Consider the following 17,825-nt stretch of genomic DNA (forward strand, 5'->3'; position numbering starts at 1 on the left):
CGCACCGCCCATCAGGCGGCACCCCAACGGACTCCTATTCCAGCTCGTGGTCGACGGAAAGCACGCCCTCCGAGATCTTCACGACGCGTTTGATCACGGTGCTCGTGACCTGCAGGCCGGTGTTCCGGTCGGATGCGGTGACCTGGTCGCCCAGCATGAGCGTGTCGGCCGGACCGTCGCCGACGGTGATGTCGACGCTGCCGCCGGTCTGGTATTCCTCGAGCCTCTTCCTCGTGTTCTTGGCGAGCTCGTCCGCGTCGGCGTTGCTGGCATCGTAGATCTCGACGACCTCGTCCACGCCCGTCAACGACTGGGTCTGCGACACGTTGCCGTTCCTGTCCGCATACCATTCCGACACGAGCCGGTCCTTCAATTCGCCTTGGCCGAGACCGATCAGATGGTTCGTGACCCGATGGCTGGTCTGCGCCTTGAAATCCACCAGATCGGAGTCGACGGTGTTCGTGACGCGCGTGATCGGCTGCGCGGAGAGGATGATCATGTCGTCCATGGCCTTGAAGTCCAATCGCAGACCATGGGATTTGAGCATGCCGGTGATGCCCGTGTACGCATCCACGTAACGGGGATTCTCGAACCGGTGGTTCGACAGGCTTGGATCCTGCGGGCCGGCCCGTACGGTGAACACCGTGTCCAATCCGACACGTTTGATCAGGTTCGCGAGGATGGAGGATATGGTGCCGGACACGACCAGATAGTCCTGTCCCCTGTCCGGTTTGAGGATTTTGCCGGCCAGCAGGCCATGCCAGCTCACGCCCAGCCAGGTGATCACGCTGGACGCGCCCGTCACGGTACTGCGCCGGTCGGTGATCCTGCCGCCCACGTCCGTGCCGTCCAGCCAGAAATACCAGCCGTCCGCCGGGGTGGGTGCCGTCGGCTCGAGCGTCAGTTCGAAATCGTTCTCGCTTGACCCGGCGGCCCAATCCAATCCGGCCGAGACGCTCACGCCCGCCGGTTTCAGGTTCCCGTCGGCTAGGATGACGTCGACCATGGTGGAGCCCCCTGTGCTTCGTAGACGTCGAACTCGAGCGTGTAGTCGCCCGGCCAGGTCAGCACGCTATCGCCCGACGGAATCGGTTCGAAGACATAGGTTCCGCATCCTTTGCCGGACCCGCGCATGCCGCTCGAGAACACGTCGACCCTGTCGCCGTTGGGGGCCGTCAGGACGATGCTTTTGCGATCGTTCAACGCGGTCAATGTCAGATAGCCGCCATCGGGGACGATCACGTCGTTCAGCTGGTAGAGGTTCGCGCCCACGGTGAACTGCGGGTTCGTGGCCTGTCCGAACACGCGGCATACGAATTCGCTGTCGGTCGGGCTTGGATTGTGCACGTGCATGACCAGTCGCGGGCTGGACAGGTCCACGGGTAGGTCGTACGGCTGGTCGAGGGTTTCGTCCGTGACGGCCGCGAGCGGGCTGAACCGTTGCGTCGTGGCCATGCGCCGCCATTGCCCGTCATGCAGGACGATGGTCAGTTCCGCCTCGACCATCGTCGGCGATATGGATTTGATGCTAGTCTTCGGGATCCATGCCTGCGCCTCCCATTCGCCGTCGCACACGAGCCTGCCCGGCGTGCCGGCGTGCATGTCGGCGTCGAACATGGTGTGCATGAGGTCGAGGCTCGTCTCGCTCCGGTTGACCTTCACGTTCATGGTGAGTTCGCGCGCCTTGCGGATGATGTCCGACAGGCCGCGCCCGCCGACGCTGTAGGACCATTCGCGGCCGCGCAGGCCGGTCATGGTCTCCCCATAGACCGGCCCTTCGAAGCCGATGCGTCCGCCGGTGGCGGCGCACACGTATTCAAGAGATCGCATTCCTCACCTTCCTCGCGAAGTCCCTGTCGCTGATCGACGGCGCATACCGGCTGATGGTCGGGCCGAGATCGGCGTGCAGCGATTCGACGGCCGCGATGAGCATGGCCATGCCATCGCCGCCGCCGGCCGCCGTGACGCCGGTGGCGACGGTCATGCGGCCGTTCTTCGACCAGTCGGCGTCGTCCAACGTCATGCCCGCGATGAGCGAGTCCATGGATCTGGACACGATTGCGTTCGAATCGTCGATGCCCAGGGCGAGGCCACGGCCGATCATCACGCCGACCTCGTCACGCATGAGGCGTGACGGCGATTTGATGCCGAGCTTGCTTTTGACCGATGCGATGGCGTCGTTGACGCCGGACATGAGGGTGCTGCCGATCTGGCCGATGCTGTTCCTGATGCCGTTGATGATGCCGTTGACGATGTTCGCGCCGATGCTGACCATCCTTCCGGGTAGTGAGGCGAGCCCTTGGACGATGTTCGACGCGAACTGTCGGGCGGCCTGCATGGCCTTCGAACCCATCTGCGAGGCGAAGTCGCCGGCTTTGGCGATCGTGTTCGACAGCCATGAGCCGACCCGTCCGGGCAGTTGGGCGAGGAACGTGCCTATGTTCGTGAGGAACCGGCTTCCCGTCTGGGATGCCTGCGCCGCCATGCCGGACGCCCACGCCGAGACGGATGAGATGGCCGACGCCAGCCAGCCGGCGATCCGTCCGGGCAGTTGGATGAGGAATGTGCCTATGTTCGTAAGGAACTGGCTTCCCATCTGTACCGCCTGTGTGGCGAACGCCGCCGCGTAGAGCGTGATGCTGGTGATGGTGTAGCCGAGCCAGTAGGCGATCGTGGCGGGCAGGTTCATGATCGCGTTGGACAGGTTCGTGAGGAACTGTTGGCCCGCCTGCATTGCCGACTGGCCCAGGCCCGCCGCCCATGACGCGACCGCCGCCACGGCTCCCGCCAGCCATGAGGCGATGTTGGCGGGCAGTTGTTGGAACCACTGGCCGGCCGACTGGATCGCGGACGGCACCGTGGACGTGAGGAACGTGACGATGCCCTGGCCGACCGAGGTGACCATGCCGACGGCGGACTGCCATGCCGACGTGAGGAACGCCGTGAACGACGCCCACAGTTGCTGTCCGATCTTGGTTTTCGTGAAGAACAGGGCGAGTGCCGCGGCGATGGCCGCGATGAGCGTGACGATGATGCCGATCGGGTTCGCCTGCAGGGCGAGGTTGAATGCGAGCTGTACGGCAGTGGCCGCCTTGGTCACGGCGCTCCATGCGGCCTGTGCGGTCTTGACGATGCTGAACGAGCCGGCGAGTTTCGACAATGCGCCCGCCATGCCGCCCGCGTCGGATATTCCGCTAATCAGGCCGGACACGGCGGTCGCGGTCCTGGTGATGCCGCCGGCCATCGTCGTGACGGCCTTCAGGCCGCCGGTCACGGCCTGGACGCCGGAGACTATCGCCTGCCAGCCTTTCATGGCGAGGAACGCGACGGCGATGGTCTTCAACGCGGTGGCGATGAGGGCGCCGTTGGATTGGGCCCATTGGCCGAGTCTGCGGATCCATTCGCCGACCGGCCTGATGACGCCGGCCAGCGTGTCGAGCACGGTGGAGAACCGTTGCGCCATGTCGGACGCGGTGGATGCGCTGTTGTCGAATCCGAGCATGTGCTGCACGGTCTGTGTGAGCGCCGACGCGAGACCGGCCAGGCTGGTGGCGATGTTGAGGAGGCTTTCGAGGAACGGTTGCAGCGAACCGGATGCGGCGAGCCGGTTGACGAACTCCTTCACCCATCCGACCGTGTTTGACAATGCCTGGGTCATGGAGGCGAGCGTTCCCCCGAGCGCCGACACCAGTGTGGAGCATGCCGCCGACGCCCTGCCGCCGGCGTTCAATCCGGAGGCGAGCGATATGAGCGCGCCGGCGAGCCCGGCCAGTTGCGCTTTCAGGCTGACGGCCGCCGAGGCGAGCATCTGCAGGCCCGGAATGCTTCCGATCGTGTCGCCCAACGATTTCAGTTTCGCCTGTATGGTCGGGATGGCGTTCTCCAGGCCTGACTGGAGTGACGCGCCGACCTTCTCCAATGTCGGTTTCACCGTGGATGTGAACGAGTCGATGAGCGGTATCGCCTGGTTGAACAGGCCGCGCAACCCATTGAGGAGCGGCGTGGCCGCGCTCTCGCCGAGTCTGCTCAACGCGGCCTTCACGTTCGCCAACGCGCCGGTGAACGTGTCGCCGGCGGACTGCGCGGCCCCGCCCAGGCCCTCCTTCATCGCGTCGGCGAACGTCTGGAAGTCGATCTTGCCGTCCGAGACCATGTCGGAGATCTCCGAGCTGGTCTTGCCCAGATGCTTGCCGAGCATCTGCAGGACCGGGATGCCCGAGCTCATGAGCTGGAGCATGTCGTCGCCCTGCAGCTTGCCGCGGGCCGCGACCGACCCGAAGATCGTGCCGATGTCCGTCAGGCTACGGCCGCTGATCTGCGCCGTGTCGGCGACGGTCTTGAGCACTTCGGTCAGCTGGGTGCCTTCCGCCACGCCGGACGCGCTCAACGACGCGGCCACGGTCGCCGCGTCGCCGAGGCCGAACGCGGTGCCCTTCACGGATGCGAGCGCGTCGTTCATGATTTCGGTAACGCTTTGCGAATCGTGGCCGAGGCCGGTGAGTTTGGCTTTGGCGTTTTCGATGTTGAGGGCGCGTTCGAAGCCGCCTTTGGCGGCGAGCACGGTGATGCCGGTCGCCAGGCCGGCGATGGTGGCGGTTCCGGCTTTGCCTATTTTGCCGAATGCGCCGCCGAGTTTCGACATGAGGTTCGATGAGCTTTTCTTGGAGGCTTTGCCGACTGCGTCGTTGATGCTGCCTTCGATGCTTTTGCCGAAGCCCTGTCCGGAGGGTTCGACGTGCACGTAGGCCACGCCGATGTCCTGCGCCATCGCAAATCACCTCCTATAGGTCGTCTTCGATGTGGAAATATTGTTTGAGCCGTTCCCTGTCCTCGCGTTGCCTTGCGGTGAGGTTGTGTACGTGCGCCGGCTGTCGGAGCGGGTCATGCGTCGTGTCGAACCATGGGCGTTTCTCGTGTTGGCCGGCGAGTAGCCATATGGCCTGTTCGGCTCCGTCGGGCGCGTAGACGGCGCCGGTGAGTGCCATGTATGAGTGGCTTGTATGGTCCTTGAGGATCTCCTTGGTGAGCTGCCATGCGAGGCCCCAGTCGATGACGGGACGCTGGCCTTGCAGCCATGCGGCGAGGGTGACGGGTTTGTAGACTTGCCCGTAGGCTTTGATCCAGTCGTAGGCTAGCGCTGTCCGGTGGTGTTGCCAGAGGGCGTTGAGGAGAATGCTTTTGGGTCCAGTCCGGATTCCTCGGCCCATGCCTTGACGGTGGCGACCAGGTATTCGATCGGACGTTCGGTCTTGCGCAGCGCGTTCCAGAAGTTCGGTTTCATGGTTTGGAAGTAGGCGAGGAACGTGGCGAACACGGCGGCGTTCTCCTCGTCGGTGAGCACCTGCCTGCTTTTGACCAGGAGGATGGCCTGGACGAGTTCGATGGGCAGTTCCGCGTTGGTGAGGTTCGGCAGGTCGAGTCTGGTTCCCGCGACCTCCAGGTGCACGTCGGGTTTGAGTTCTTCGGCGTCGGTCAGGTCGATGTTGACGACGTGGTAGGTGTTGTCCGTCATGGCGGTCTCTCCTTCGGATGATTGGGAAAGTGGCGGCGGCCCGTGGTCATGGGTATGTGCGGGGTCCTTGGCGTGGCGGGGCCGCCGGCCGGCCGCGCCAAGAAAAAGGGGGTGATGGCCGTCAGGAGGTTTCGGTGATCAGGCCCCACGCGTGGAACTGGCTGCCGTCCGTTCCCTTGAGCATCTTGAACGTCATGTCGAAGCTCATGATCTCGGAGGATTTCAGGCTCACGTCGCCACGGTCGGAGACCTTCGCGTTCGTGCCGTACAGGAGGAACGGACGGTCCTGCTGGTCGAGGGCGACGAGCACGAGGATCCATTCCTTCTTCAACCCGGCGCCCGCGACGGTGATGCCGCCGTCGGCGGCGACATCCACGTCGAAATACGCGCCGACGACGTCCTTGCGGCCCTCCATGCCGGCGAGCTGGAGCGTCCAATAGCCCGGATCGGTGTCGGACAGGACGATGTCGCCGTTATGCGCCTTGTAGTCGGTGCTGTCGCCCGGCTCCGGATGCAGTACGGCGCCGTCCTCGGTGGAATAGCCGATCGGCTTCTTGCCCGCCGGCGGGGTCCACTTCACTCCCGTCGGCGCCTGGAACGTGCTGTCGCCCTTGGGGAAGAGGAACAGCGCGTAGTTCTTGATGAGTCGGGTGTTGTTCGCGTCATTGCCGCTGGAAACGTACCCGTAGTCGATGGTTTCCGGTTCTGGCATGGCGTTTCTCCTTTCGATCGTTTCGGAAAAAATTGTCGGGGTTTCAGACGATGGAGACCTCCAGCAGGAGCACGCCGTACGCGTACGCCTGCAGGCCGTCCTCATCGACCATGCGTACCGGCCCGGATTCCAACGACGCGTTGTTCAACGGCCGTGTGGTCCCAAGCCTGATGATCTCCGCGCACACCTGCGCCCAGATGTCCGCGGCCTTCTGCCATCCGCCGGAACCCCGGCACCGGACGCTCACGCGCAGGCGCGCATACTGCGAGATGGGCGTGCACATGCCCTGCATGCTGTCCGCCAGGGTGACCTCGACCGGCGGATCGTCGTGGCGGCGCACCGTGCCGAACGTGTAGTCGGGGAATCTCTCGCGCAAGGCAGGCAGCAGGAGCGAGTCGGCGCGCACCGGAGTGACGGGGATGCTCATACGCGCATCCTTCCGAGCGCGTCCTCCAACGTGCCGTGGGCCGCCTCCACCGCCGACGGGCAGAGGATGGCCACGCCGCTGCGGTTCGCACCGTCATGGTCGCGCACCATGCACCGGCTGTCGGTGACGGCCGTTTCGGCCGCGTCCCTCATGCGCGAGCGCAGCGTCTCGTTTTTGAGGACCTGTTGGCTGAACGCCTTGCGGTTGATCACGAATCTGCATCGTCCGCCCATCAGCCTGTCCTTTCCGTGGCTTGGATGACGTCGCCGACATATCGGCCGTGCAGGTCATGCCAGACCTGTGGCCGGCCGTTGACGTGAAGGAGCTGGCCTCGCACCTTGACCAGGTCGGTCGGCTGGATGCCCGTCGGCTGGCTTCCTCGGATGTAGAGCGTGCAGGCGAGAGTGTCGGGCCGGCCGCCCTCGTCGGCCTGGTCGTCGTGTTCGGTCGGCGCGACCATGGCCTGCAGGGTTTTGATGGGGGCGGGGTCACCTTGGATGGGGTTGCCGTCCACGTCGGTCATGGCCGTGCCACGCCACACTTCGATGGTTTCCGCGCTCATGTGTCGTCTCCTATCATCCTCACAGTGAACATGCGGCTTGTGGAGAGGGCGTTGAGGTCGTCGAGTTCCGAACCGGTGAGGTACAGGTCGCCGTTGGGGTTCGCGTACGTCCACGAGTCGGTGAACGGGCCGGTGGTGCGCGTGCCCTGGCTCCATCCTTCGGGATTGGACTCGTCGGCGAGCATGGCGCGTTTGACCATGGCGCAGCAGATGTCCTTGCAGACGCCCGGCTCGGCAGTCTCGGCCGACCGCCATGAGGGGCATTGCAGGCGGATCTTGCGGCTTGCGGCGGCCAGGAGCCGTTCGGCCCTGGCCTGTTCCGTTTGGTCGAGCTGACGCCACGCCTGCTCGAGGTCGGCGACCTTGGCGAAGGGTTCGGCCGTCATGGCATTACCCCTCCACGGGATGGACCCGCTGGACGCCGGTGTCGATGTCACGGGTGACGCTCACCCGCACCCCATCGGGGCGGGCCGTCTCGAACGTCTCCCACCGGTGGCCCGCCGGCGGGAACTCCTCCGGGATGTCCTCCCCCGCCGGTTCGGGTGTTTCCGGCGGCGTGGCCCCTACGGCCGCGGCGTCGTCGTCGATCTCGATGGCGGGCTCCTGCGGCGTGATGTCGATCGGATGCTTGCCGTTAGCCATTGAGGACTCCCTTCAGTCGGGCGGCGGCCTTGCCGGAGAACACGCCCAGGCCGCAGTAGAATTCGATGCGGGTGCGGTAGGCGGGCTTCTCCTGCAGCTGGCCGAGGTCCTCGACCATCACGCCGCCGTTGGTCAGGCCGGTCACGCCCTGGTCGCCTTCGCTCTGGCCGAACTTGACGGCGTAGATGCTGGCCGTGTTGGTGGCGGTGCCCTGGGTTTCGGTGGTGTCGAGGATCTCCTTGCCGGCCGGGGTCTGGCCGGCCTCGAGGATCGGGATGCCGTTCCACTGCATGACCCTCTTGCCGGCGATGTCCTGCTGCAGGGTCGTGTCGTAGGAGATGTGGCGCATCGCGCTGCCGATCTTGCGGATGATGGCCGCGGACGCGTAGATCGCGCCGTTGGCGGAGTTGATGCCGGGCACCGCGGCGAGCAGTTCGTCGAGCTTGTCGAGGAACTGGTGGATGTCCGCGTTGGAGGAGCCCAGGATCGGCATGCCGTTGGTCGCGGCGTCGATGACCTGCTTGCCGGTCAGACGCTTCCTGAGGCCGTCGAAGCTCTTGGTGTCGACGCTGGAGTCGCCGGTGAAGAAGGTCTCCTGGAACTTGTAGCTGATTGCCTTGACCTTGAGCGCGGTCTGTTCGGCGCGCTGGTCGTTGACGTTGCTGCGGGTCTGCTGGATGAACCGGTCCACGTCGGCGTCGCCGCCGAGGATGACGAGCTTCTCGCTCTTCTGGTTCACGGTGCCTGTGGATTCGGTGTAGGCCTCGTTGACGCTTCGGAAGGCGACGCCCGGCAGGGTGGCCTCCTCGTCGTAGGCGTACGCGTTGCCGGCGACCTCCATGAACGGGATGCGGTCGAGGATCGGGCTGGTCTGCACGAACGTCTCGAGCACGCCCTTGGCGAGGGTGTCCTGGGAGAGTTTGGCGGACTCGGCGAGGGTGAGTGCCATGATGGTTTCCTTTCTGGTTTACTGTGCCGCCGCGTAGGCCTGCGAGATGAGCTGCAGCGGCGAAAGCGTTCCCGTCCGTCCCGCATGCCCGGCGGGCGGCGGGGTCGGCAGACCGTGGTTCGGCGCGATGGTGTCGGCGAGCGCCTTCGCGTTGGCTTTCAGCTCGTCTCCGTCGCCTTGCAGTCGGGCGATGAGGTCGGTGTCGAGGCCGGTGTCCTTGGCGATTTCGGCGATGAGGACCGTGCGGGCTTCCTTGGCTTTGAGGGCTTCGGTCCGCCGTTCCAGTTCCTCGATCTTCGTCCTGGCTTCCTCGAGGGCCTTGTTGGCTTCCTCGAGTTTGCTTTGGTTGTCGCTTTCGCCTTGGTCGTATTTGTCGGCTTTGGCTTTAAGGTCGGCGTAGTCGGCGTATTTGGCTTCGATTTTCTGGCGTTCCTGTTCGACCCGTGCGGCGAGGGCGTGGCTGAACTCCTTGGACTGGTCGTCTTTGGCGTTCTTGGCGTCGTCGCCTTCGCCGCCGGTGGTTTGGCCTGCGGACGGTTCGCTTCCGCCTCCTTGCGGGTCTCCGCCTTCGATAAGACGCAGACGCTGCATGATGAGGTGGCGTTTGCGGTGGATGAGGTGCATTGGTGCTCCTTGATGGGTTTGCGCACGGTTAGCGACGCGGCGTGCGGGGTCCGCGGTGAGTGGCTGGCGCAGGATTCGGACCTGCGTGGCGTGCATGGCGCGGCCGATTTACAGTCGGCTCCGTTCGACCTCTTCGGTAGCCAGCCGGTGTGGTAGGATGGAATTACATGAGCGCCCCCCGTTGCCGTCTTTTCGATAGCTTCCGAGGCGCTCATTTGATTCTGATGAGGTTTTCGGAATGATCGAGGATGTATACGCTTCCTCTTTTGAATCGGTTGATTGTTTTGATGATTTCGATGAGTTGTTCGTCGGACATGCATGCGTTTTCGGTGTTGTCGATGATGAGTCGCGTGCAGTCCTGTTTTTTTGATGCGCTGGCCAGGTAGTGTTCGATGGTCGTTCTTTTCCCGGCTTTGTCGGGTGTTTTGATTTCGATCCCTCCGGCCCAGTCCGCGAGTCCTTTCCGTTCCTTGATTCCGGTTTGCGGGTTTTTGACGGCGATGTAGTCGACTCGGAACGCCGGCGTCACTCCATGTTTTCTAAGTCGGTTTGCCGTGCGGATCTCCTGCGGCCGCGCGGTTTCGGTCTCGCGTTTGAGTTCATCGTCGGGGAATGTGATCGGTGGCGGTGTGCCGGTGTTGAGCCATGTGCGGTCGCGCCATCGCATCTCGGCGAGTTCGAGGTCCCGCTTCCATCTCCTGTATTCGGGCGCCTTGGCCTTCGCCTCGTCGGACAGGGTCGCAAGGTATTGCCGGTAGCGTTCCTCGGTGGTGAGCGTGGATATGGTGTCGGCGCATGCCCTGTACTGCCTGTAGAGCGCTTCCGGATCGTAGCCGGCGATGTGGCGTTCGCCCCAGGATGGGATGACGTTGCAGTCGCATCGGCCGTTATGGAAGCCGCCGCCGAGGCTGGCGGTCTCGCGGGTCAGGTAGACGAAGCCGCGGGATGCGAGCATGACGCAGAACTCGCACGTCTCCCCCACCGGCACGCGGGCCCATCGCGGTTTCGACGGGTCGGCTCCGATCTGGTCGAGCATGCCGATGCGGCTGCCTGTGGAGACGACGTGCCGCAGGTATGCCTTCCATTGGTCGAGGTCGGCGTGTTTGGGCCAGAGGTCGTCGATGCGCAGGCCGGCCTTGTTGCGGACTTGGCCGTTGGCGTCGGGGATGACGTCTTCGTATCGCAGGCCTGGGTAGTCGGTGTTGTTGGAGCCGCCGGCGAGCTTCCAGACCGTCCGGTTGGCGTCCGGAAGCGGCTGGCGGTCGAAGTCCGGCAGGCTTTCGCCGAGATACGTCGACCATTCGCTTCGGATCTGCTCGAAGTAGTCGGCGGCGGCCTGCCCGGCCTTGTCGTTGTAGCTTTCGACCTCCTTGCAGGCGGCTTCCCACCGGCTTTCGTCGTCCGGCCACGTATAGGTGTCGTCCCAGATGGAGTCGAGGCTCCATCCGGATTCGAGCTTGAGGCGTTCGAGCCGTTGCAGGTAGGCGTCATGCAGTCGGTCGAGCCGCCTGTCCAGTGCCTCCTGTGTCTTCGGCAGCCGGCTGGCTGTTCGCATTGTCGACTCCTTGCTGCTGGGTTATGGTCTGGTCGATGCGGTCAAGCGCCTGCTGGGCGCGTTTGGCGCGTTGCTCGCGCCGCAATGTCTGGCGTTGCCGGTCGGATAGGTCGAGCATGTCGTAGGTGACGTCGCTGTCGGCGGGCAGGATGTTCGCTCCCACGAGTTTGACGGCCGCGTCCGCGGCTGCGGCGCGGCTGGGCGTGGCCGGGTTGCGCCATTGGCTGGACACCGCCGCGGCCTGGCCGTCGCCGGCGATGCGGGCGGCTGTGGCGATGATGCGTTCCCATGCCGGACCGAATCGGCGCTGGCAGCTTTCGGCGTTCAGGCACAGTTCCTTGACAGCCTTGTCGATCGCCTCCGCGCTGCTGGGATTGTCGGTGAGCACGCCCATCGAGTCGGGTGGCAGGCTGGTCGCGGCCGCGAACATCAGGGCGGTCTGGCGCAGTTGCGCGGAGTGCGGTTCGAAGCTCGCCTGGGTGAACGTGCCGACCTGCGGCAGGTTGCCCTGCTTGTCGCGTGGCAGGGCGAGGACCTGATCGAGCATGATCTGCCATCGTGGTCTGAGGGTGCCGTCGTCGCGGCGGAACATGTTTTCGGTGACGCCCAAAAAGTATCTGGGCGGGACGCTGTAGAGTTCGGCCTGCACCTCCGAACGCAGGAAGGTGCGCACGGCGCTGTCGGTCAGGCTCATGACGGTGCGGCTGATACGGCTTCGGCCGAAGGGCCGTTTGCTGTCGGGCCGGTAGGCGAGCAGTTCGACGGGCAGGCGGCCCTGCCAGTCGGTGCGCGCGTAGACGCGCCACCGCCAGCCGTCGCGGCTGATGCCGACGAGCCGGCCGGGCAGCATGAGGTAGCATGCGCGGATCTGCCGCCCGTAGGTCTCGTCCTCGTCCACGTCGAACAGGAGCGCTTCGGTCAGCCCGTGGATGCGGCTGTCCCATGTGCCGGTGGCCACGTCGGCGGGGAATTCCTGGATGATCGCGGCCGGCTCTCCCCTGTCGGGCATGCCTTGGAGGGCTGCGATGAAGCTGCAGGAGTGCACGAGCGCGTCGGTGTGCGCGTTCTCGGCGGTCTGGGCGAGGTCGTTGGCGTCGAGCAGGTCGCTGACCTGTTTGCCCAGGTCGCTGCCGTCCTGCGTGGTCACGCCGTCGAGTACGACGCGGTTGGCGAGCCCTTCGACGGCTTTTTCGGGCCAGCCGACGACGATTTCGACGTCCTTGGCGATGGGCGGCAGGCTGTAGCCGAGGTCCCTGAGCTGGTTGCGTCCGTTGTAGTAGACGGTGCGGATGCGGTTGCGGGTGCGGTGGCGGACGAGTCTGGCGGCCAGACGGCGCAGGGCCGCTGTCTCGTCGTCGCTCAGGCCGTCGGCGCCGTTGGGGAATGGTTCGAGCAGGCTCATGGTAGTTCGATCATCCTTTGTTCTGGTTCGTCGCCGGGCCGGCGCGTGCTGGTGACGGCGCCGTGCAGGGCGAGCGTGGTGGCCACCAGCGGGCTGATGTCCACGTCGGATCCGAGTTTGTTCCAGCCGAACGCGCCGCCGGTGCCGATCCGGCGGATGTTCGCGCCGGCGGCGGCCTGGTCGAGCGGCTGCCTGCCGGCCTTGTGCGTGAGCTCGTGGTATTGGAGCATGTCGAGCATGCGGCCGCACGCCTTGCCCATGTCGGACGCGCCGGTGACGGTCACGTCGATGCCGGCCGCCTTGAGTGGCGGGATGAGCACGGTGGCGGGCGATTGGGCGTCTATGACGACGGCGGCGAGGCGTGGCCACCGTTCGGCGAGGTAGGCGATGGGCCATCCGGTGCCATGTCTGCGCACGCCCTTGAGGGCGGCGATGTCGATGTGCGCGGTGCCATCCGCGTACGCCTGGCAGGCGCCGATGGTGATCCAGCCGCGATGCGGGGGCATGTCGACGGCCATGGCAGTCCAGCCGCCGGGTTTGCGTTCGACGGTGGCGGCCTGCGCCCACAGTTCGGGGTCGATGGCCGCGTGTTCGCTGTCCTGGTCCCAGATGCCGAGGGCCTCGCGGCGGAAGCTGTCCTCGCCGAGGTTCTTGAGCATGCGCAGCATCGCGGTGGGTTTGGTGCGGTGCGGATAGCTGGGGTTGGCTTGCGCCCAGGCGTCGGGGTCGGCGGTGTCGCAGTCCCGGTCGGCGCCGAATTCGATCCAGACGCTGTCGGGGTCGTGGTTGAGGCCTGCCGTGCGGCGTTCGGCGAACACTTCGCCGGGGTCGACCGGTCTGGGCGGGGTGCCCATGTGGATGATGAGCGGGTTTTTCGCGGCGTTCGCGGTCGGGATCATGTCCTCGAGGGCTTTTTCGGTCAGGATCTGCGCCTCGTCGAAGATGATGACGTCCACGGCCGCGAAGCCTCGGCCGAAGCCCTGCTCGCGGGCGCCGAACAGGATGCGCGAGCCGTTGGCGAACGCGATCTCCTCCTGCCCGTTGGTCTGGCGGATGGCCTTGCAGTGTCTGGCGAGGCCGGGCCGTTTGACGAGGGCCTGCATCGATTTGAACGTTTCGGCCGACGTGCGGGTGCGGTGCGCGGTCCAGATGACCTTGAGCCCGGGATGCGTCAGGCATTCGATGACGATGATGGTGCCGACGGTGAAGGTCTTGCCGGTCTGCCGGCAGATCGACATGCCGATGCCGCCGACGCTTGAGGCGTAGCCGCCGTCGGCTCGTTTGGCGAGCATGAGCGTGCCGATGCCTTCCTGCCATCGGTCGAAGTGGATGTCGAGGCGTTCGGCGACGCGGCGGACACGGCCGAATCCGCTGGACGTGATGCCTTCGGGGATGTTCAGGACGCGGGCGGCCTCAGAGAGCCTCGGCGTCGAAGGGTTCGTCTTCGATGCCATCCGTCATCTCCTCGGGATCGTCAAGTATCGGGTCGGGGTCCTTGTCGCCGTCGAGTTCGAGCAGTTCCTTGCCGACGGCGAGCAGCTGCTTGCTCAGGCCGGCCACGGCGGTGGCCGGGCAGTGCGCGTCCTCGAGGTTGCGCATGAGGGCCGTGCGCGACACTTCGAGCAGGTCGCGGTAGGTGGCCGGTCCGGGTGACGGTGACGGTGACGGTCCGGGTGACGGTGCGTCGGCGTCGCGGGCGCGGCGTTTGGAGGCGAGCTTGCGGCACGTGTCGGAGCAGTATTTGCGTCTGGCACTGGCGTTTCTGGGCATTTCGGCGCCGCAGCGCGCGCAGGTTCTGGTCGGCATGGCCTGCCTCCTTGGGACGGCGGGGTGCGGGTGACGATATTTTTTCGCGGGGAGAGGTATCGGCGCTGCACCCGAGGTCGCCCCCGAACCGGGTGGGGGGTATGGTCCCGTGGGGTTACCAGTCGGCCGATTCCCAGTCGGCGGCGATGACGGTGCCCGGACGGTGGCCGGCGAGCCTGCGGCGTACCTCGGCGCGCGCCCATGCGAGCGTGTGCGTGCCCTTGACCGCGTTGCACCAGCGGTGCGCCGGCCCGCTGTTCGCCTTGCATACGCGGCCGCCGTTGGCGATGGCCACGGTCTCGTCGACCACATAGCTCCATGGATCCGGCGGGCGGAGCGTGTAGTCGATGGGCCGGCCGCAGATGTAGCAGTCGGCCTTGCGCGCCCTCCAGTAGGCCTGGACCTCACGGCGCCGGTGGCCGTTGGCGTAGCGTGGATTGCCCATGGGTCGGGGCTCCTTAACGAGAAAAGCACCAGCCCTGTGGGCGCATGGGTGCGAGTCACTGTATATATTACGCGGCGGCAGGGGCCTGCGCAACCTCGACGAGCTCGGCCAGGTTGAACAGCCATACGCCCCGGCGCAGGGCCCGCGCCTTGGGCAGGCGGCCGCGGCGCAGCCAGTCAGTGACCTGCTTGCGGGTCACGCGCACGCCCGCATGGCCGGTCAGCCACAGGGCCGCCTCGGCCGGCGAGCCCTGCCATGTGCGTTCATGCAGGTCCTTCAGCCGGCTTCGCACGAGGCCCTGCAGGTCATCGAGCCGGTCATGGCAGGCAGGGCACCGGCCGGATTCCATGTGTTCGGGCACCGCGAGCCGTTGCCCGCAGGACGGGCAGTCGACCACGGTGACGCGCCCGTCGCACGGCGTGGTGGCGCGGTCGATATGGTGCAGGAGCCGTTCGAGCCCGTCGAGCAGGTCGCCGGCCTGCGGGCTTGAGGTGACCTTCGCATGGTTGGCGAGGATCCACCGCCATGCGCCCTTCCATGCCCCTGGCGGGGCGAGCATCCAGCGGATCTCGCCCAGGGCGGCCACGCGCAGCATGAGCGTACGCGCCTCGTCGTGGACGTCCATCCATTCGCAGCTGACCGGCAGGCCGGCCACGGCATGGTTCATGGCGCCCTCCCGTCCGCCGATGCGCGCCTTGCGTTCGGCCAATGCGCGCAGTTCCGGGATGAGCCGCGCCAGGTCGTTCACATCCCTGACCATTCGTCGCGCGCAGTCCCTGCACAATGTTCCGCCGGCCGGCCGCCGGCAGTATCCGCATGCTCCCATCTGAGTCCTTTCGGGCGAGTACCATTAGGAATGGTCTCCAAGGCTCCGGCTCGAAAGGGTTGGGGCCTGTCCTTTTATCCGCCATGGGACCGGTCCCGCGGCGTCGACGCGTCCCCCGGTCCGGAACACCGGCTCCGGATGTTCCGGATGCGTTCGATGGTGATGCCATTGCGCATGACCCTGAGGATCTCCATGTCGCTCATGCCCTGCATGATGTGACGTTCCACGATCCTGCGCTCCGCCCGCCGTCTCATTGCCCGCCCGCCATCCTCTCGAACGTGCGCCGCATGGCGAGCGCCCTCATGTGTTCCTCCTCCTCGCGCCTGTCGGCGTGGTCGAGGGCCTCGGCCTCGTCGATGAGGTGGTGCGCGTGTTTGGCGCATTTGACGAGCGTGTCGAGCATGATGCCGCACAGTTCGTCGACGGCGTGGTCGTCATCGCCGAGCTGTGCGGACATGAACGCGGTGAGTTCGCCGATGCGCCGTTCGATGTCACGCGAGCGCTCGCGGATCTGGTTGGCGAGTTCGAGGCGTTTGGCGCTGGTGTCGATGTCGTTGCTCATTGGTTCTCCCTGTTTGGTTTGGTGTCGCGGAGGATGCCTGTGCCGATGAGTTGTTCTCCGAGATCGATGTGCTCGATGTTGGCTCGGCGGCGGAGGATGAGCGCGTATTCGTCCATGACGTCGAGCTGGCGGCTGAGCAGTGCGATCGGACAGGCGGGCTCGAAGTCGAGCGTGCCGTCCGCGTATTTGGCCAGTAGGTCCCTGAGTCGGTCCGTACGGCGGGTGAGCTCGTGGTATTCGGCTTTCATTCCGCTTTCCTTGCTTTCTTCCTTACCCGTCTTGATCGTTCGGTCGTCTCTGAGCCGTGAGATGTAATCGACCGAATTGAGGCCGCCGGTGCAGTCAAGGCCTATGGTCCCTTCGAGGTCGTCCGCGGTGGCCTTCGGCGCGGAGCACGCGCGCGTTCGTATCCATGCGTCGATGTCCGAAAGGCGGTAGACCACGAGGTTGTACCCCAACCTCACGCATTGCGGGCCGACGCCCCTCTGACGCCACTTCGCCAACGTCCTGGGCGAGATCCCGATCATCCGCGCGGCCTCACGGGATCTGAGCATCCTATCCTCCATACCCATCTCCCCACTCGCCCGGCTCACTGTCGGTCGCGTGTCCCCCGACCGCTTCGGCGGCCACGCTGTCCAGCCCGGTCTGGATCGCGGTGGCGAGATGGTCGTACCAGTCCCCGACGTCCGGGCCCTTCGCCATCCAGCCGCAGCCGCAAACGATGCGACCATGGCCGTTGATGCACGGCTCGAGGGCGCCGTCCGAACCGAAGTCACCCAGATGATCGGCCAGCACGTCCCTCACGGCCTGCGCCCTGGACCGCGGCGGGGCCGAGAGCAGACCGTCCACGTGCTCGCCGAACGCCTGCCACGAGTCGAAGCGGCACTCGCATCCACGGCAACGGACCTCCGGCGGATCCCAGGTCATGTACCCGGTATGAGCCGCCGCCAGATTGCGTCTCCCGCTCATTTCATATCCTCGCTTTCCCCGGATGCGCGATAAACCCAACGCTCATAATCCCGATATGCCTCCAATGGCACCACTCTGGTCGGCTCGAATCCGAGTCGATCCATACAGTCGGCGCACACCTCGGTAGCCGTCTTGCTTTGGCCGTTGAAGGCCAGCAGAACCTGATAGACCGGACTCGATACCCACCCGCCGCACAGGTCGCAGGCGTGCATGTCACTCGTGGCGAGTTCGTCGCGTTGGCATTGGAACGGGTTTTGCGCATCCCGTTCCTCCCCGCCGTCGGCGAGCGCCATTTTGGTTTTTCTTTTCATTTCGTGTCATTCCTTGGTGTGGATGGTGAGGTTTCGGATGCCTTCGGCCATGCTGTTCGAACGATCGTTCGGGTCATGGCGGATGATGTTGCGGCCGAGGCCTTGGAAGCGTAGCCATGCGGTTCCGTCCATGCCGCGGCATAGTTCGAGTCGGCCGTCGATGATGACGTCCTGTTCGGTGCGGGCGATGCAGCGGCGGCCGGTCGGGATGGCCGGGTCGGCCGTCCGCCATTTGCGCAGTGGGATGATGACGCTCACTCCGTGTCCTCCTCCGGTCGGCTTGCGTCGTCGTATCCCTCGTCGTAGGCGTCGTCGAGCATGTCCCGCATCTCGGGCGAGAGGTGGAACGTGCGTATGGCGTCCATGGCGATACGCCGCCACGGCTCCCTGTCCCCATGGTCCATTTCGTTCCACGGGCGTGGATGCCGGTGCCCGTTGCGATGCCAGCGCAGGTAGATCGCCTCGGCGACCCGGTACTGCGTGTCCACCCCGATCAGGACGCTCTCCTGCCTGCCGGCCAT

At 65.5% G+C, this 17,825-nt stretch carries 26 protein-coding genes and 1 tRNA gene; all 27 read right to left on the minus strand.

Annotated elements, in window-relative coordinates; genetic code table 11:
- Nucleotides 1–34: 34 nt before the first annotated feature.
- Nucleotides 35–1,006, minus strand: coding sequence for a hypothetical protein (locus BMOU_RS01060; RefSeq protein ID WP_034873931.1), 972 nt, complete (start codon nt 1,004–1,006; stop codon nt 35–37).
- Complete coding sequence (locus BMOU_RS01065) at nt 988–1,830, minus strand: hypothetical protein (protein ID WP_034873933.1); 843 nt, start codon at nt 1,828–1,830, stop codon at nt 988–990. Before BMOU_RS01065 ends, BMOU_RS01060 begins: the two co-directional genes overlap by 19 nt.
- Nucleotides 1,817–4,768, minus strand: a complete 2,952-nt coding sequence (locus BMOU_RS01070; RefSeq protein WP_034873934.1) for a tape measure protein — start codon at nt 4,766–4,768, stop codon at nt 1,817–1,819. The genes BMOU_RS01065 and BMOU_RS01070 overlap by 14 nt, the downstream gene beginning before the upstream one ends.
- A gap of 13 nt (nt 4,769–4,781) precedes the next feature.
- Nucleotides 4,782–5,207, minus strand: a complete 426-nt coding sequence (locus tag BMOU_RS11290) for a hypothetical protein (protein ID WP_137648422.1) — start codon at nt 5,205–5,207, stop codon at nt 4,782–4,784.
- Entirely contained in the window at nt 5,132–5,512 is a 381-nt protein-coding gene (locus BMOU_RS01080) for a hypothetical protein (RefSeq protein WP_034873940.1), read from the minus strand. Before BMOU_RS01080 ends, BMOU_RS11290 begins: the two co-directional genes overlap by 76 nt.
- A 121-nt stretch (nt 5,513–5,633) precedes the next feature.
- The gene (locus BMOU_RS01085; RefSeq protein WP_051428841.1) at nt 5,634–6,224 is read right to left on the minus strand and encodes a hypothetical protein; all 591 of its coding nucleotides are present in this window, start codon (nt 6,222–6,224) and stop codon (nt 5,634–5,636) included.
- A 43-nt stretch (nt 6,225–6,267) separates the two neighbouring features.
- Nucleotides 6,268–6,651, minus strand: a complete 384-nt coding sequence (locus BMOU_RS01090; protein ID WP_051428842.1) for a hypothetical protein — start codon at nt 6,649–6,651, stop codon at nt 6,268–6,270.
- Nucleotides 6,648–6,884, minus strand: a complete 237-nt coding sequence (locus BMOU_RS01095) for a hypothetical protein (protein ID WP_034873942.1) — start codon at nt 6,882–6,884, stop codon at nt 6,648–6,650. Before BMOU_RS01095 ends, BMOU_RS01090 begins: the two co-directional genes overlap by 4 nt.
- Nucleotides 6,884–7,213, minus strand: coding sequence for a hypothetical protein (locus BMOU_RS01100; protein ID WP_034873944.1), 330 nt, complete (start codon nt 7,211–7,213; stop codon nt 6,884–6,886). The genes BMOU_RS01095 and BMOU_RS01100 overlap by 1 nt, the downstream gene beginning before the upstream one ends.
- Complete coding sequence (locus BMOU_RS01105; protein WP_034873946.1) at nt 7,210–7,599, minus strand: Gp19/Gp15/Gp42 family protein; 390 nt, start codon at nt 7,597–7,599, stop codon at nt 7,210–7,212. Before BMOU_RS01105 ends, BMOU_RS01100 begins: the two co-directional genes overlap by 4 nt.
- Before the next feature lie 4 nt (nt 7,600–7,603).
- Nucleotides 7,604–7,855: a hypothetical protein gene (locus tag BMOU_RS01110; protein ID WP_034873949.1), complete on the minus strand. Its 252-nt coding sequence runs from the start codon at nt 7,853–7,855 to the stop codon at nt 7,604–7,606.
- Complete coding sequence (locus BMOU_RS01115) at nt 7,848–8,804, minus strand: major capsid protein (RefSeq protein ID WP_034873952.1); 957 nt, start codon at nt 8,802–8,804, stop codon at nt 7,848–7,850. The genes BMOU_RS01110 and BMOU_RS01115 overlap by 8 nt, the downstream gene beginning before the upstream one ends.
- Nucleotides 8,805–8,822: 18 nt before the next feature.
- The gene (locus BMOU_RS01120; protein WP_034873955.1) at nt 8,823–9,428 is read right to left on the minus strand and encodes a hypothetical protein; all 606 of its coding nucleotides are present in this window, start codon (nt 9,426–9,428) and stop codon (nt 8,823–8,825) included.
- 60 nt (nt 9,429–9,488) lie between these two features.
- Nucleotides 9,489–9,574: transfer RNA gene (locus BMOU_RS01125), tRNA-Tyr, on the minus strand.
- Between the two features lie 65 nt (nt 9,575–9,639).
- The gene (locus BMOU_RS10645) at nt 9,640–10,983 is read right to left on the minus strand and encodes a VG15 protein (RefSeq protein WP_051428843.1); all 1,344 of its coding nucleotides are present in this window, start codon (nt 10,981–10,983) and stop codon (nt 9,640–9,642) included.
- On the minus strand, nt 10,916–12,385 hold the full coding sequence (locus BMOU_RS01135) for a phage portal protein (protein ID WP_034873958.1): 1,470 nt from the start codon (nt 12,383–12,385) through the stop codon (nt 10,916–10,918). Before BMOU_RS01135 ends, BMOU_RS10645 begins: the two co-directional genes overlap by 68 nt.
- Nucleotides 12,382–13,839: a phage terminase large subunit gene (locus BMOU_RS01140; RefSeq protein ID WP_034873960.1), complete on the minus strand. Its 1,458-nt coding sequence runs from the start codon at nt 13,837–13,839 to the stop codon at nt 12,382–12,384. Before BMOU_RS01140 ends, BMOU_RS01135 begins: the two co-directional genes overlap by 4 nt.
- The gene (locus tag BMOU_RS11155) at nt 13,799–14,191 is read right to left on the minus strand and encodes a hypothetical protein (protein WP_034873961.1); all 393 of its coding nucleotides are present in this window, start codon (nt 14,189–14,191) and stop codon (nt 13,799–13,801) included. The genes BMOU_RS01140 and BMOU_RS11155 overlap by 41 nt, the downstream gene beginning before the upstream one ends.
- A 115-nt stretch (nt 14,192–14,306) precedes the next feature.
- Nucleotides 14,307–14,636, minus strand: coding sequence for a hypothetical protein (locus BMOU_RS11160; protein WP_051428844.1), 330 nt, complete (start codon nt 14,634–14,636; stop codon nt 14,307–14,309).
- 67 nt (nt 14,637–14,703) lie between these two features.
- Nucleotides 14,704–15,384, minus strand: a complete 681-nt coding sequence (locus BMOU_RS01155; protein WP_137648361.1) for a helix-turn-helix domain-containing protein — start codon at nt 15,382–15,384, stop codon at nt 14,704–14,706.
- A 152-nt stretch (nt 15,385–15,536) separates the two neighbouring features.
- Nucleotides 15,537–15,716 (minus strand): hypothetical protein, encoded by a 180-nt coding sequence (locus tag BMOU_RS01160; RefSeq protein WP_034873966.1) that lies wholly within the window; start codon nt 15,714–15,716, stop codon nt 15,537–15,539.
- Entirely contained in the window at nt 15,713–16,024 is a 312-nt protein-coding gene (locus tag BMOU_RS01165) for a hypothetical protein (RefSeq protein ID WP_034873967.1), read from the minus strand. The genes BMOU_RS01160 and BMOU_RS01165 overlap by 4 nt, the downstream gene beginning before the upstream one ends.
- Nucleotides 16,021–16,590: a helix-turn-helix transcriptional regulator gene (locus tag BMOU_RS11375; RefSeq protein ID WP_200864812.1), complete on the minus strand. Its 570-nt coding sequence runs from the start codon at nt 16,588–16,590 to the stop codon at nt 16,021–16,023. The genes BMOU_RS01165 and BMOU_RS11375 overlap by 4 nt, the downstream gene beginning before the upstream one ends.
- Nucleotides 16,580–16,993, minus strand: coding sequence for a hypothetical protein (locus tag BMOU_RS01180; RefSeq protein ID WP_051428845.1), 414 nt, complete (start codon nt 16,991–16,993; stop codon nt 16,580–16,582). The genes BMOU_RS11375 and BMOU_RS01180 overlap by 11 nt, the downstream gene beginning before the upstream one ends.
- The gene (locus tag BMOU_RS01185) at nt 16,990–17,304 is read right to left on the minus strand and encodes a hypothetical protein (protein WP_034873969.1); all 315 of its coding nucleotides are present in this window, start codon (nt 17,302–17,304) and stop codon (nt 16,990–16,992) included. Before BMOU_RS01185 ends, BMOU_RS01180 begins: the two co-directional genes overlap by 4 nt.
- Before the next feature lie 6 nt (nt 17,305–17,310).
- Nucleotides 17,311–17,562: a hypothetical protein gene (locus BMOU_RS01190; RefSeq protein WP_034873971.1), complete on the minus strand. Its 252-nt coding sequence runs from the start codon at nt 17,560–17,562 to the stop codon at nt 17,311–17,313.
- Nucleotides 17,559–17,825, minus strand: a complete 267-nt coding sequence (locus tag BMOU_RS01195; protein WP_034873973.1) for a hypothetical protein — start codon at nt 17,823–17,825, stop codon at nt 17,559–17,561. Before BMOU_RS01195 ends, BMOU_RS01190 begins: the two co-directional genes overlap by 4 nt.

The sequence above is a fragment of the Bifidobacterium moukalabense DSM 27321 genome (assembly GCF_000522505.1).
Classification (GTDB): Bacteria; Actinomycetota; Actinomycetes; order Actinomycetales; family Bifidobacteriaceae; genus Bifidobacterium; species Bifidobacterium moukalabense.